The organism is Pseudomonas sp. Fl5BN2 (genome assembly GCF_009908205.1).
Taxonomy (GTDB): domain Bacteria; phylum Pseudomonadota; class Gammaproteobacteria; order Pseudomonadales; family Pseudomonadaceae; genus Aquipseudomonas.
On the sequence record NZ_JAAARL010000003.1, the window covers coordinates 58,006 to 72,297 of the forward strand.

Here is a 14,292-nt window from a genome sequence, read left to right on the forward strand (position 1 = left end):
TGTCCATGGATATGCAGCAGTGGCGTGAGTGCCTGATGACCGGCCAGTGGTTCAGCCATCTGCCGGCTTCATTACAGAATAGTTTGCTCAGCGGTGCCCGCCTGCGCCGGCTGGTGCCAGGGCAGTGCCTGTTCCTGCGTGGTGATCCGCCCTGCGGCCTGTACGCGGTGCTGGAGGGCACGGTGCGGGTCGGCGCGGTCAGCGAACAGGGCAAGGAGGCCCTGCTGAGCCTGATGGAAGCGCCCCACTGGTTCGGCGAAATCTGCCTGTTCGATGGCCAGCCGCGCACCCACGATGCTTACGCCGAGGGCGCCTGCACCCTGCTTCAGGTGCCGCAGGCAGCACTGTTGCAGCTTCTGGAGCAACAGCCGCAGTACTGGCGCCAGTTCGCCCTGTTGATGAGCCACAAACTGCGCCTGGCCTTTATCAACCTGGAGCAACTGAGCCTGATGCCAGCTCCGGCTCGGGTGGCCAGCCGCCTGCTGGCGATGGCTGCCGGCTACGGTGAAGTGGCCCAGGCCCGCCGTGTGCTGCAACTGCCCCAGGAGCAACTGGCGCTGATGCTCTCGCTGTCGCGCCAGACCACCAACCAGATCCTCAAGGATCTGCAGAACCAGGGCATTCTGCGCCTGAGCTACGGCGAGATCGAAATCCTCGACACCGAGCGCCTGCGCGCCCTCGCCGGCAAGCCGGCTCCTACAGCCCCCGCGATGTTCCGCCAGCCGTAGGAGCTGGCTTGCCAGCGAAGAGGCCCTCAAGACCGCCCTCGCCAGCAGTCAGCGCCTACGAGCCACGATAGGTCGAGAACCCATAAGGGCTGAGCAACAACGGAATGTGGTAATGCTGCTCGGTCTGCTTGACCTCGAAGATCACCGGAATCTCCGGGAAGAAGGTCTCGCGCTTGGCCTGCCTGAAGTATTCGCCCGTCTTGAACACCACTCGATATTCGCCAGCAGTCAGGGCCTGGCCGGCGGGAAACAGCTCGCTGATCCGCCCTTGTTCGTTGGTCACGCCAGTGGACAACGCTTTCCAGTCCTGGCCCACATGCTGCTCGAGGGTCACCTTGACCCCCGGCGAGGGCAAACCGTTCTCCAGGTTCAGCACATGCACGCTCAAGGGGTTGCCGGCCGCCAAGGCCAGGCTCGACAGACCGCAGAGGCCGACAGCGGCCAGAGCATTACGCAAAAAAATCATGAACGACTCCTCATTGCATTGATCAAAAAAAACCAGCCGATAGACGTCACAGCGCGGCCCGCAAACCGACCTTTTGCGCCGCCTTGAGCGCACATTCCTCGTCTTGCGCGGCACCACCGGCACCGGCAATGCCCATTGCGCCGACCAGTTCATGGCCGGCGAACAACGGAATGCCGCCACCGAGCAGCAACAGCTCCGGCAAGGTATTGAGATTGGCCGCCTCGGGGTTGCTCCGTGCCCGCTCGGCGAACAGCCGGCTCGGGGTCTTGCTGGACAGCGCGGTATAGGCCTTGCGCTGGCTGGCGAGGGTGTTGTGCGGGCCCACGCCATCACTGCGCAAAGTCACCAGCAGGTTGCCGCCACGGTCCAGCACCGAAACCACGGCCGTACACTGGGCCAGGCTGGCGTCCGCCAACTGACGGGCGGTGGCCAGGTCCAACTCGGCGTGACGGGGCAGTTCCAGCTCCGCCAGGGCGCTGCCGGCAAGGCTCAGGCCAAGGCTCAGAACAAGGGTTTTGCAAATCATGGGAAGGCTCCGCAAAGACAGGTCGCCACCTTAGCCAGCCGTCCTCGTCAGAACCTCGTCAGTTGGATTACAAGTTTGTAATGGGCAAGCGCCTGCCAGGCGCCTAGCCTGTGCCGATCATTCTTGAGGTGCGCCATGCGTTTGCTGGTAGTTGAAGACGAAGCCAAGACCGCGAATTTCCTCGCCAAGGGCCTGGGCGAGTCCGGTTTTGCCGTCGACGTGGCCTTGAACGGCCTGGACGGGCGTTACTTTATCGAGCAGCAGGCCTACGACCTGATCATCCTCGACGTGATGCTTCCCGGGCTCAACGGCTGGCAACTGCTGCAGCTGGTCCGCCAGCGTGGTGCCACCCCGGTATTGTTCCTCACCGCCCGTGACGCCATCGAAGACCGGGTCCGCGGCCTTGAATTGGGGGCCGACGACTATCTGCTCAAACCCTTCGCCTTCGCCGAATTGCTGGCCCGGGTTCGCACCCTGCTGCGTCGGGGGCCTATGCGCGAGGCTGAGTCCTACAGCATCGCCGACCTGGAAATCGATGTACTGCGTCGCCGGGTCAGTCGTGGTGGCCAGCGTATTGCCCTGACCAACAAGGAGTTCGCCCTGCTGCACTTGCTGGCCAGCCGCCAGGGCGAAGTGCTGTCGCGGACCCTGATCGCATCCCAGGTGTGGAACCTGAATTTCGACAGCGACACCAACATGGTGGAGGTGGCAGTGCGTCGGTTGCGGGCCAAGGTCGATGATCCCTACATGCCGAAACTGATCCACACCGTGCGTGGCGTCGGTTACCAGTTGGAAGCCCCGGATGAAGCGCTCTAGTTCCATTGCCTGGCGCCTGGCACTGGCGTTTGCCGCGGTCTGTGCTCTGGTGTTGAGTGTGATCGGGGTATTTCTCTACCGCTCCCTGGCCGCAGAGATTGCCTACCGCGACGACCTCGCCCTGCTGGGACGCCTGGAGCAGGTACGGGCCCTGTTGCAGGACAGCGACAGCCTTGATGCCCTGCAAGCCCGGCCGCGCCTGTACCAGAACATGCTGGGCAACCAGGACAGCCTGTTGCTGGTGCAACGGGCCGACGGTTCCACGGTGATCGATATCAACCCGCGACAACAAAGCCTGCCGGCACTGGTGCCGATCCTCCTGGCGCAACCGCCACAACGTCGCGATATCAGCGTATGGCCCGGCGCCGGCGATGTTCCGGTCGCCTTGCTGGCGGGACAGGCCCGCGGACCCCAGGGCGAAGCCTTGACCGTGGTCGCCGGCAAGGTCCTCAGCGAACGTGAGCAGATGCTTGCCAGCTATCGCCTGCGCTTGTACCTGGCGGTGGGAGTGGGGGCTCTATTGGCGTTTGCCCTGGGGCTGCTGCTGTTGCGCCGAGGCTTGCGCCCCTTGCGCCAGCTCAGCGAGTCGGTCCGCCAGATTGATTTGCGCAGCCTCGACCAGCGCCTGCAGACCACCGGCATCCCAGCGGAATTCCACGAGCCGGTACAGGCCTTGAACGCCATGCTGGCGCGGCTGGACGAGAGCTTCCAGCGCCTGTCGCAGTTCTCCGCCGACCTGGCCCACGAGATCCGCACGCCGTTGCACAACCTCCTGGGCAGCAACGGCCTGGCGTTGAACCAGCCGCGCAGCGCCGCCGAATACCAAGAGGTGCTGGCGTCGAATATGGAGGAGTTCGAGCGGCTCACGCGGATGGCCCAGAACCTGTTGTTCCTGGCGCGCACCGAACAGGCTGAACAGGCCCTGGACCTGCGTCCGCTGACATTGGCGGGGGTCGGCGCGGAGCTCTGCGACTACTTCGAAGCCCTGGCCGATGACCGGAATATCCGCCTGGAGAATGGTTTTTCCGGCGAACTGCAGGCTGACCAGCAATTGTTGCAGCGGGCCCTGGGCAACCTGTTGGCCAACGCCGTGCGGCATGCCGACCAGGGCTCGGTGATCAGCTTGCGCCGCCGCGTCGAAGCGGGCTGGTGCTGGCTGCAGGTGCACAACCAGGGGCCGGCGATTGCCCCCGAGCATGTGTCCCGGCTGTTCGACCGTTTTTATCGGGTCGATCCGTCCCGGGCCGAACCGGGAGACTCCGGGGGCCTGGGCCTGGCCATCGTTCGCTCGATCATGCTGCTGCATGGTGGCCAGGTCCGGGTTACCAGCGATCAACAGGCGACGCTATTCGAACTGGGTTTTCCATTGGCCTAGCCGCTGCCGGGTCTGCGAGGCGGTGATCGAGCGCTATGTGGGCAAGGCGCCAACCGTCAACGCATCCCGTCCCTGAACTGCCCCGGGGTCAGCCCGGTCCAGCGTTTGAACGCTCGGCTGAAGCTGCTGGCGTCGGCAAAGCCGAGCAGGTAGCTGATTTCGCTCAGGGAACATTCCAGATCTTGCAGGTGCAGCAGGGCGAGGTTCTCCCGGCATTCGTTGAGCAGGGTGTCGAAGCGCGTGCCTTCATCCGCCAAGTGCCGCTGCAGGCTGCGCAAACTCAGGTTCAGGCTCTGGGCAACCCGTTCGGCAGAGGGCTCGCCCTCCGGCAGTTGGGCTTCAATCACCCCGCGCACCTTGCGCTCCCAGGTCAGGGGCCGCAGTTGCGCCAGGGTACGCTTGAGCACCGCTTCGTTGTGTTCCGCCAGCTCCGGGTTGGCGTCGTCCAGGTGGCTGTCGAAATCGTGCAGGCCGAACTCCAGGCAGTCGTCGGCGGCGTCGAATTGCACCGGGCAGCGAAACACCTTGTGCCACTGGCTCGGGTCTTGTGGTGCCGGGCGCCGCAGTTGCACCGCCAGTGGCGCATAGTCGCGGCCCAGGCGATTGCGGCAGGTGCGCACATAGATCGCGGCAAACGCGTCGATGGCCTCGAACGCCGGCTGTGGCGAACCTGGCGGCACCTTGAGGAAGAACCGATAGCGATCCGTCTCTCGAGTCAGGGCCAGTTCCAGGGCGTCGCTGACCACTTGGTGATAGCGCACGATGCGCTCGAACACTTCCCGCAGGCTGCCGCTGGCCACCAGGGCGTAGCCCAGGGCATGGAAGGTGGTGGGGCTGACAAAGCGCGACACCCGCAAGCCAATGGCCGGATCGCCGCTCGCCTGTACCGCCAGGTGCCACAGGCGGGTAGTGGCCGACAGCGGATAGCGGGCGTTGGGGTCGTCCATCAATTGCGGGTCGAGCCCGGCTTCACGGCACAGCGCGCCGCTGTCGAGGTCGAGGGCATCCAGTTGTTTGCGCAAGGCGCGGGTCCAACTGGCGAGGGAAGTGGCTTCAGTCATGCGATTTGGCGCGTCCGGTCAACAGGTTGGCGTTTACGGCTAGCGCCCGGAGCCAGGGCTCGGGGCAGGATGCACAGATCACTGAACAGAGGATGGAATCATGCAAGGTACTTGCGCAAGCCCCGAGGAGATGAATACACAGCAACGCGCCGCGCATGTTCGCCAAGTGGTGCTGGCCCGGGGCGATGAATTGCGCAGACGCTACCCGTTACTAAAGCACCAGGATGCCCTGGGCGCAGGAATTCTGGCCTTCGCCCTGGCCGCGATGGTCGGATCGGCAGTGCTCTACATCGAGGGTTACCTGGCCTGGTGGGGGTGTCTGCTGCTCAATGCGTTCTTCGCCTCGCTGACCCACGAGCTGGAGCACGACCTGATCCACAGCCAGTATTTTCGCAAGCGGCGGTTGCCCCACAATCTGATGCTGGCATTGGTCTGGCTGGCGCGGCCGAGCACCATCAACCCCTGGATACGGCGCCATCTTCACCTCAATCACCACAAAGTCTCGGGCAGTGAGGCCGATATCGAAGAGCGGGCCATCACCAATGGCGAACCCTGGGGCTTCACCCGGCTGCTGATGGTGGGCGACAACATGATGGCGGCCTTGATCCGCCTGCTGCGCGCGCCAGGCGCCAGGCGCAAGCTGGGCATCCTCGTGCGCACCCTGGCCGTGTACGCGCCGCTGGCCCTGCTGCACTGGGGCGCCTGGTATGTATTCCTGGGCTTTCACGGGGCCAACGGCGTTGCCGCCCTGCTGGGGAGTCCGATCCCGTGGTCCCAGGACACCCTGTGGCTGATGCACCTGATCGACATCGCGGTGGTGGTGATCATCGGCCCCAACGTGCTGCGCACCTTCTGCCTGCACTTTGTCAGTTCCAACATGCACTACTACGGCGATATCGAGCCGGGCAACGTGGTCCAGCAGACCCAGGTGCTCAACCCCTGGTGGCTGTGGCCGTTGCAGGCCTTCTGCTGCAATTTCGGCAGCACCCACGGCATCCACCATTTCGTGGTCAAGGAGCCCTTCTACATTCGCCAGATGACGGCGCCGGTGGCGCACAGGGTGATGGCTGAGATGGGGGTGCGTTTCAACGACTTCGGCACCTTTGCCCGGGCCAATCGGTTTCATCCCGTGGAGCAGGCGCAGGAGGATGCAGGCGCTGGTGTGCGGGCCTAAGCCTGTAGGAGCCGGCTTGCCGGCGAAAGGGCCCTGGCGTCTTGCATCGCCCCGGAGGACGCCTTCGCTGGCAAGCCAGCTCCTACACGTGCAGCGGCCGGTTCATGAGCGGGCCAGCGTTTGTGCTGTCAGTCGGGCTGGAACGGCGATTCGCTGAGGATCACCCCGGTTTCATCCACATAACGCTGCCACTCTTCCAGCAACGTGCGCAGTTTCTCCGGCTGGCTCTGGGCCAGGTCATGAATCTCTCCCGGGTCCTGGCCGAGGTCGTACAGCTGCCAGGTCGCCGGCCCCACCGGGCCCGGGATATACACCGCTTTCCACTGCCCCTGTCGAATCGCCCGGCGGCCGAACAGCTCCCAGCCAGTCACCGTGTGTTCGTCATGCACCTGGGCGGTTTCCCCGGAGAGAAAGCCCAGCCACGACTTGCCCCGCAGCGGCGCCACCTCACGGCCGTGCCAGCGCTTGCCCGGGTGGCGCACGCCGGCCAGGTCGAGCAGGGTCGGGGTAATGTCCATCACGGTGCCGAAGCCATGGCTGATCTGGCCCTTGAGCGACAGCTGCGGGTAGTGCAGCAGGGCCGGTACACGAATCCCGCCCTGGGTGGTGAACGCCTTGAATAGCCGCGACGGTGCGGTGGCCGCTTGGGCCCAGGCCGGTCCGTACCAGACGTAGGAGTTGGCTCGGCCGATGTTCTCCAGGCGGTTGTCGTAATGCTGGTTGAGGTAGGTCAAAAGCTCCGGGCCGAACTTGGGAAAGGCTTCGAGCAAGGCGCCCTCGGCGCCGTTGTCGGACATGAACAGGATCAGGGTGTTATCCAGCTGGCCCTGCTGGCGCAGGTAATCCACCACCCGGCCGATGTTCCAGTCCATGCGCTCGACCATCGCCGCATACACCTCCATGGCCCGCGCCGAAACCTGCCGTTGTTCCTCGCTGAGGGCATCCCACTCGGCGTTCAGATTGATCAGCGGATGGGGCTCGACGGCTGTATCCACCAGTCCCAGGGCCTTGAGTTTTTCCAGGCGCTCCAGGCGCAGTACCTCGGGGCCGGCATCATAGCGACCGCGGTATCTGGCAACGATTTCCTCGGGTGCCTGCAGTGGCCAGTGCGGCGCCGAAAACGGCAGGTAGGCGAAGAATGGCCGAGTCTGGTCGCGCTCCTTGAGGTACTGCAAAAGTTTGTCGCCGAAGGCGTCGGAGGAATAGAAATCCGCCGGTAGCTCATCGATGAAACGGTCGTCCTCGATGTACAGCGCCGGAGTGGATTTCAGCAGCCCGGGGGTGCGTTCGTCATAAGTCGGTTCGAAGGCGTAATGGTTGGCCGCTCCCGGCAGCAGTGAGAACGAACGCTCGAACCCACGGGCATGGGGCGCACGCTCGGTGGTCAGCCCCAGGTGCCACTTGCCGCTCATCAGGGTCTGGTAGCCGGCTTCGCGCAGCAACTCCGGCAGGGCCACCACGCGGTCGTTGAGGTAACCCTCGTAGCCGGGTTTGCCGATCAGTTCCGGGGTCAGGGCCTCGGCCATGGTGCCGATCCCGGCGATGTGGTGGTCGGTGCCGGTGAGCAGCATCGAACGGGTTGGCGAGCAGGTCGGGGCCGTGTGGAAGTCGGTCAAGCGCAGGCCGTTGAAGGCCAAGGCATCGAGGTTCGGCGTGGCGATCTCGCCGCCAAAGGCACCGAGATCGGAAAAGCCCAGGTCGTCGGCCAGGATCACCAGGAAGTTGGGACGTTGCGGCATCGGGTCACTCCTGTTCAGCAAGCAATGAAGGTCAGTGGCAGGTTGCGGATCTGCACCGGCGGCGGGGCCTGGTAGTGATCGTCGCTGGTCAGTTCGTGGAGCAGTTCTTCACGCAACTGATGGAAATCGAAACTGCTGCGTAGGCGCGGGTGGGGCAAGCCCACCTGGACCACGCGCTTGATCCGTCCCGGGCGCGGCTCCATCACCACCACCCGGTCGGCGAGGAAAATCGCTTCCTCGACATCGTGGGTCACCAGCACCGTGGTGATTTTTGCCCGCTCGCGGATCGCCAGCAGCTCGTCCTGCATCTGCTGGCGGGTCAGGGCGTCGAGGGCGCCGAAGGGTTCGTCCAGCAGCAGGATCCGTGGGCTGGCCACCAGGCCGCGGGCGATGGCCACTCGTTGCGCCATGCCGCCGGACAGCTGGTGCGGATAGGCCCGGGAAAAATCCCCCAGGCCCACCAGGTCGATGAAGTCGTCGATCCGCCGTTGCCGCTCGGCGGTGCTCAGGGCCTCGTTGACCAGGCCCAGGCCGATGTTCTCGGCCACCGTCAGCCAGGGGAACAGCCGGTGCTCCTGGAACACGATGCCGCGTTCACTGCCGATGCCGGTGACGGGCTTGCCGTCGATGCGGATCTCGCCGCGAAAGTCGGTGTCCAGGCCGATCAGCAGGCGCAGCAGAGTGGACTTGCCACAGCCGCTGGAGCCGACGATGGCGACGAATTCGCCCTCGGCAATGTCCAGGTTGAACTCACGGATCGCCTCCAGCTCGCCACCGGCGACAGCGAAGGTCTTGCCCACGTGATTAAAACTGACCAGGGGTGCGTTCATGCGTGTCTCCAGCGAGTGGCGCGAATTTCCAGGCGTTGGCCAATCAGGTTCAGCAGGGCGCCAGTGAGGCCCACCAAGAGCATGCCGGCCATGATCAGGTCCATGCGCAGCAGCTGTTGGGCGCTGATCATTTGGCTACCGATACCGCCGTTGGACGGCATGAAATATTCGGCGCCGATGGTGCCCAGCCAGGCGTAGATCAGGCTGATGCGCAGGCCGGCGAAAATCCCCGCAGCGGCGCCGGGCAGCACCAGCCGTCGCAGCCGCTGCCAGAGGTTGAGGCGCAGTACCTGGGCGGCTTCCGCCAGTTGTGGTGACAGTTGCGCGACGCTGCGCTGGGTGGCGATGAACAGTGGGAAGAAGGCTGCCAGGGCGACGAACACCCACTTGGCCAATTCGCCAAGGCCGAACCAGGCGGTGAGCAGCGGCACCCAGGCGAAGATGGCGATCTGGCGGATAGCGGCCAGGGTCGGCCCCAGCAGACGTTCACTGAACCGCGACAGGCCCAGCAGCAGGCCAAAGGCAAAGCCCAGGCCGCCACCCAGGAGCAGCCCACCGAGGGTGCGGCCCAGGCTCAGGCCCATGCCCCCCAGCAGGCTGCCGTCCAGCAGGCCGTCGAAGGTAGTGGCGAGCACCTGCAGCGGGCTTGCCAGGATGTTCGCGTCGACCCACTGCTGATCGCTTGCCAGTTGCCACAGGGCCAGCAAGGCCAGGGGCAGCAGCCAGGGTTGCAGGCGTTGCCAGCCCTCATAGCGTGGACCACGGCGGAATTCGGCAGTGGCCGGGTGTGGCCAGTGCACCAGCCGGCGGTCCAGCCAGCCGATACCACGGTCCATGAACACTCCCAGCAGGCCGATCACCAGGATGCAGACAAATACGATGTCCAGCATGAACAGCTGGCGCGCCCAGACCATCAGGTAGCCGATGCCTTCGCTGGAGGCCAGCAGTTCCACTGCCAGCAACGAGGTCCAGCCGGTGGCCAGGGCCAGGCGCACCCCGGCCATGAACGCCGGCAGCGCGGCGGGCAGCACCAGGCGGCGAATCAGTAGCCGCGGCGGCAGGCGCAGCACGGCGGCGGCTTCGCGCAACTTGGGTTGTGCATCCCGCACGCCCACCAGGGTGTGCAGGGTCACGGGCACCACGATGGCCTTGATCAGCACCACCAGCTTGAGCACTTCACCGATGCCGAAAAACACCATGAACAGTGGAATCCAGGCCAGGGTCGGAATCTGCGCCAGGGCGCCGAAGGTCGGAAAGACCAAGCGCTCCAGGCGTTGGCTGAAACCCAGGGCGCCGCCCAGCAGGGCACCGGCGGTGATACCCGCCAGCAAGCCCCAGAACAGCCGTTGCAGGCTGATCGCCAGGTGGCTCCACAGTTCGCCGTGAGCCAGTTCCAGGGCGCTGCTCCAGACCAGCGCCGGGGACGGCAGGATCTGCTCGCTCATCCATTGATTACGACTGGCCAGCCACCACAGGCTGAACAGTCCCAGGGGCAGCAGCCAGGGCAGCAGGCGCTGACTGACCAGGGGCCAGCCCGGGCGTCCGTTGGACGGCGCCGCCAGGGGCAGGCTGAGCAGGGAAACACGGGCCATGGATGACCTCCGTTGTCGGGTACTGCATGGCGTTGGTCGATGCCGTAGGAGCTGGCATGCCAGCGAAACAGCCCTTGAGAGCGCTGCAGGGTCTGTGGGCCTCTTAGCCGGCAAGTCGGCCCTGCTTTATATTCGTTTATGGTCTATTAAAATTCTTATCGATTCTTTTTAGGGATAAGAGCAGCCATTTAAGGCTTCTCGCCAACCGGCATCCAATGCATTTGAAGAATATTTTTCATGCATTTCATGCATGTCCCCGGGGACGCCCGTGGCAGCTGGTTTATTCAATATGGTTATTAAAATGTGAATTTATAGTATTTAAATGTTGATCAATTCCGTGCCTACCTTCTGCTCCTCACAGCCTTTGCCACCAGGAGCCGCACCCATGAACCTTCCCTTCAAACGCGTGATCAGCCTGTTCGCCGCACCGGCCCTGGCGGGACTGCTGGGCTACCTGCCGCTGCTGGCCCAGGCTGGCGAGCTCAAGGAAATCCGGATTGCCGTGCCCGACCTCAGTGCCGGCACCCAGCACAGCGGCGGCGGGGTGGTGGATGTGCTGCGCCAGCAACAGATCTTCGAAAAGGCCTTCGCTGACCAGGGCATCAAGATCCAGTGGAATTTCTTCAAGGGTGCGGGGCCGGTGATCAACGAGGCCTTTGCCAACGGCCAGGTGGACCTGGCCTACCTGGGGGACTTGGCGGCCATCATCGGCAAGTCCAACGGCCTGGACACGCGCCTGCTCAGTGCCTCGGCGCGTGGGGTCAAACACTACTTGGGAGTGGTTCCGGGTTCCGGGATCAAGACCCTGGAAGACCTCAAGGGCAAGCGTGTGGCGGTGTTCCGTGGCACCGCCACCCAGCTGTCCTTTGATGCGGCCCTGGCCAGCCGAGGCCTGAGCGAGAAGGACCTGAAGGTGGTCAATCTCGATTTCAACGCGGCGGTGGCAGCCTTGGCGGCCAAGCAGATCGACGCCTCATGGGGCAGCACCGGGCTTTCGGCTCTGCGTAGCAAAGGGCTGGCCGAGCTGCCGTTGAGCACCAAGGATCTGGGCGGCGCCGGCAGCGTGCAGAGCGTGCTGGTGGGCGCGGGCAAGTTTGTCGACGAGCATCCAGAGGCGGTGGAGAAGTTGCTCAAGGCTCAACAGCAGGCCGTGCAATGGCTGACCCAGGACAGCAACAAGGACGCCTACATCCAGCTGGTGTCCGGCTTGGCCAGCTACCCGCCGGTGATCTTGCAGGATGACCTCAAGGACCAGCGCCTGAGCGAGATCTTCCCCTCGACCCTGGACCCGGTATTTCTCGGCAAACTGCAGGACTCGGTAGACCTGGCGGCCAAGGAACGGTTGATCCGCAAGCCGTTCAAGGTGGACGCCTGGGTTGCGCCGCAATTGGCGGCTGCCGGTCTTTGAGGTCGACGCCATTCGCCGGCAAGCCGGCTCCTACGTAACCCTGGAGCCGGCTTGTCGGCGAGGGCGGTCTTGAGGGCCTCTTCGCTGGCAAGCCAGCTCCTACGGTCGGTGGGGATATCGTGCGGGATCTTGTAGGAGCCGGCTTGCCGGCGAAGCTGTGCTAGACGGCGATGGCGTGGTTCTGCTGATCCACCGCCACCAGCACCTCGATCATCTTGCGCGCCGCCGGTGACAGGCGGAATCCGCTGCGGCTGACGATGCCGCAGCGGGCGTTCAGGCTGTCGATATTCTGCGGCAGGTTGCGCCAGTGCAGCAGCACCAGCGAACCCTGCTCGATGTCTTCGGCAAAGGCTTCGGCGGTGCCCACGCCAATCGCGTTGGACTGGCGGACAATCTTCACCAGGGCCGGAAAATGCTCGGTCTCGATGCTCGGCGAAAAATCGATGCGCCCACTCAGGTTGGCCAGCAGCTTGCGGATGCCCGGGGGGATCAGGGTGGTGGCCAGGGGGTAGTCGAACATGTCGTTGGTGGACAGGCTTTCCTTGGCCAGCAACGGGTGCCCCGGGCGGCAGAAGAACACCCCGCGCTTGGGCGTCAGGGCCTGGGTCTGGTAGTTCGGGTCGGCCTCGAAATGACGGATGTCGGCGATAAAGAATTCGATCTCCTCGCGGTTCAGGCTGCGGCTGAGTTTTTCCCAGTTATCCACGGCAAAACAGGTGCGCACTTTCGGGTGTGCACTGGTGAATTGCGCCACGGCGTCGGGCACCAGTTTCACCGCCGGCGCCGGGCCGCAACCGAAGCGTAATTCGCCGGCGTCGAGCTTGGTCATCCGTGTCACTTCACTGCTCAGCAACGCTGCGCCCTGGACCAGGCTCAAGGCGTGCTGCAGCACCACCTGGCCTTCCGGCGTGGGGCGCAGATCCTTGTGCGCACGGTCCACCAGCACGCAACCGAACTCCTGTTCCAGGCCCTGGATACTGCGGCTGAAGGCCGGCTGGGTGATGCCCATGGCGTCGGCGGCGCGGACAAAACTGCGGTGCTCGTTGAGGGCGATGAAGTAACGCAATTGGCGAAGATCCATATGCTTTCCCGGCATCCGAAAAATAGCTCGAAGGCATTTGCGACGAGTAAGGAATGAGGTTTTAAATGCAAGCTCTTATTCCGTCAACGAAGCATGTGATTATCTATTAGACCTAAATAGAATATAGATAGAGCGTTGTTTCGCTGCGGCTCCAACCGCAAGCAGTCAGATGAGGGTGTCCCCGATGAGCAATGCCGCATTAGCCGTTAAACCCGCTGTCCATGCCCTTGAGATCCACCCGGTGGCCGGTCGTATCGGCGCCGAGATCCGTGGCGTGCAACTCTCTGGCGAACTCGACGCCGCCACCGTGGAAGCCATCCAGCAAGCGCTGGTGCAGTACAAGGTGATCTTCTTCCGTGGCCAGGCCCACCTCGATGACCAGAGCCAGGAAGCCTTCTCCCACCTGCTGGGCGAGCCGATAGCCCACCCCACCGTACCGGTGCGCGATGGCACCCGCTACCTGCTGGAACTGGACGGCGCCCAAGGCCAGCGGGCCAACTCCTGGCACACCGACGTGACCTTCGTCGACGCCTACCCGAAAGCTTCGATCCTGCGTTCAGTGGTAGCCCCGACCTTCGGTGGTGACACGGTCTGGGCCAACACCGCCACGGCCTATAACGAACTGTCGGTGGAACTGCGGGAACTGGCGGACAAGCTCTGGGCGGTGCACAGCAACGAATACGACTATGCCGGGGCCAAGCCGGATGTCTCGGCGGAAAAGCTTGAGCGTTACCGCAAGATCTTCACCTCCACGGTCTTCGAGACCGAGCACCCGATCGTTCGCGTGCACCCGGAGAGTGGGGAGAAGAGCCTGGTGCTGGGGCATTTCGTGAAGCGCATCAAGGGTTATTCCCAGGCCGATTCGGCGCACCTGTTCAACCTGTTGCAAAGCCATGTCACGCGCCTGGAAAACACCGTGCGCTGGCGCTGGACCGCCGGTGACGTGGCGATCTGGGACAACCGCTCGACCCAGCATTACGCGGTCGATGACTACGGCACCCAGGACCGCATCGTGCGCCGCGTGACCCTCAAGGGCGATGTGCCGGTGGGCGTGCATGGCCAGCGCAGCCAGACCACCAAGGGCCTCTGAGCGCCCCAACCCCCTACCGCATGAAAGGTGCACATCGGGCCTACCGTAGGAGCTGGCTTGCCAGCGAAAGCGCCCCCGAGAGCGATGCAAGGTTCAAGGGCCTCTTCGCCGGCAAGCCGGCTCCTACGATAATTCATACGATGAACCTGCCCGCCGTAGGAGCTGGCTTGCCAGCGAAAGCGCCCCCGAGAGCGATGCAAGATTCAAGGGCCTCTTCGCCGGCAAGCCGGCTCCTACGATAATTCATGGGATGAACCTGCCCGCTGTAGGAGCTGGCTTGCCAGCGAAAGCGCCCCTGAGAGCGATGCAAGATTCAAGGGCCTCTTCGCCGGCAAGCCGGCTCCTACGAGAACTCATGCGATGAACCTGCCCGCCGTAGGAGCTGGCTTGCCAGCGAAGGCGCCCC

General features: G+C 64.0%; 13 protein-coding genes. 6 read left to right on the top strand and 7 right to left on the bottom strand.

The features are described 5' to 3' along the window. Positions 1-5 precede the first annotated feature (5 nt). Positions 6-728 carry a Crp/Fnr family transcriptional regulator gene (locus tag GV819_RS04760; protein WP_161753990.1) on the top strand — a complete coding sequence of 241 codons (723 nt, stop codon included), beginning with the start codon at positions 6-8 and terminating at the stop codon, positions 726-728. A 55-nt stretch (positions 729-783) separates the two neighbouring features. Here GV819_RS04760 and uraH read toward each other — a convergent pair whose 3' ends face one another. Beyond that, positions 784-1,194 (bottom strand): hydroxyisourate hydrolase, encoded by a 411-nt coding sequence (uraH, locus tag GV819_RS04765; protein WP_161753992.1) that lies wholly within the window; start codon positions 1,192-1,194, stop codon positions 784-786. A 46-nt stretch (positions 1,195-1,240) separates the two neighbouring features. Then, entirely contained in the window at positions 1,241-1,720 is a 480-nt protein-coding gene (locus GV819_RS04770; protein WP_161753994.1) for a GlcG/HbpS family heme-binding protein, read from the bottom strand. A 135-nt stretch (positions 1,721-1,855) separates the two neighbouring features. Between GV819_RS04770 and GV819_RS04775 the strand changes: the two genes are divergently transcribed. Beyond that, complete coding sequence (locus GV819_RS04775; protein ID WP_161753996.1) at positions 1,856-2,536, top strand: heavy metal response regulator transcription factor; 681 nt, start codon at positions 1,856-1,858, stop codon at positions 2,534-2,536. After that, the gene (locus GV819_RS04780; protein WP_161753998.1) at positions 2,523-3,911 is read left to right on the top strand and encodes a heavy metal sensor histidine kinase; all 1,389 of its coding nucleotides are present in this window, start codon (positions 2,523-2,525) and stop codon (positions 3,909-3,911) included. Before GV819_RS04775 ends, GV819_RS04780 begins: the two co-directional genes overlap by 14 nt. A 56-nt stretch (positions 3,912-3,967) precedes the next feature. Here the strand turns inward: GV819_RS04780 and GV819_RS04785 are convergent, their stop codons facing one another. After that, complete coding sequence (locus GV819_RS04785; RefSeq protein ID WP_161754000.1) at positions 3,968-4,972, bottom strand: AraC family transcriptional regulator; 1,005 nt, start codon at positions 4,970-4,972, stop codon at positions 3,968-3,970. A 100-nt stretch (positions 4,973-5,072) separates the two neighbouring features. On the opposite strand from GV819_RS04785, the gene GV819_RS04790 reads away from it, so the two are divergent. Further along, a complete protein-coding gene (locus GV819_RS04790; protein WP_161754002.1) occupies positions 5,073-6,146 on the top strand; it encodes a fatty acid desaturase in 1,074 nt (357 codons plus the stop codon). Between the two features lie 128 nt (positions 6,147-6,274). On the opposite strand, the gene GV819_RS04795 is transcribed toward GV819_RS04790, so the two are convergent. The 3 genes from GV819_RS04795 to GV819_RS04805 are packed head-to-tail and all read right to left on the bottom strand — an operon-like array spanning position 6,275 to position 10,307. Continuing rightward, positions 6,275-7,885, bottom strand: coding sequence for an arylsulfatase (locus tag GV819_RS04795; protein WP_161754004.1), 1,611 nt, complete (start codon positions 7,883-7,885; stop codon positions 6,275-6,277). Between the two features lie 14 nt (positions 7,886-7,899). Continuing rightward, the gene (locus GV819_RS04800; RefSeq protein ID WP_161754006.1) at positions 7,900-8,715 is read right to left on the bottom strand and encodes an ABC transporter ATP-binding protein; all 816 of its coding nucleotides are present in this window, start codon (positions 8,713-8,715) and stop codon (positions 7,900-7,902) included. Continuing rightward, the gene (locus GV819_RS04805; RefSeq protein ID WP_161754008.1) at positions 8,712-10,307 is read right to left on the bottom strand and encodes an ABC transporter permease; all 1,596 of its coding nucleotides are present in this window, start codon (positions 10,305-10,307) and stop codon (positions 8,712-8,714) included. Before GV819_RS04805 ends, GV819_RS04800 begins: the two co-directional genes overlap by 4 nt. Before the next feature lie 385 nt (positions 10,308-10,692). On the opposite strand from GV819_RS04805, the gene GV819_RS04810 reads away from it, so the two are divergent. Next, positions 10,693-11,715, top strand: a complete 1,023-nt coding sequence (locus tag GV819_RS04810; protein WP_161754010.1) for an ABC transporter substrate-binding protein — start codon at positions 10,693-10,695, stop codon at positions 11,713-11,715. Positions 11,716-11,875: 160 nt separating this feature from the next. Here the strand turns inward: GV819_RS04810 and GV819_RS04815 are convergent, their stop codons facing one another. Further along, the gene (locus GV819_RS04815; RefSeq protein WP_161754012.1) at positions 11,876-12,796 is read right to left on the bottom strand and encodes a LysR family transcriptional regulator; all 921 of its coding nucleotides are present in this window, start codon (positions 12,794-12,796) and stop codon (positions 11,876-11,878) included. Between the two features lie 184 nt (positions 12,797-12,980). On the opposite strand from GV819_RS04815, the gene GV819_RS04820 reads away from it, so the two are divergent. After that, entirely contained in the window at positions 12,981-13,886 is a 906-nt protein-coding gene (locus GV819_RS04820) for a TauD/TfdA dioxygenase family protein (protein ID WP_161754014.1), read from the top strand. Positions 13,887-14,292 lie beyond the last annotated feature (406 nt).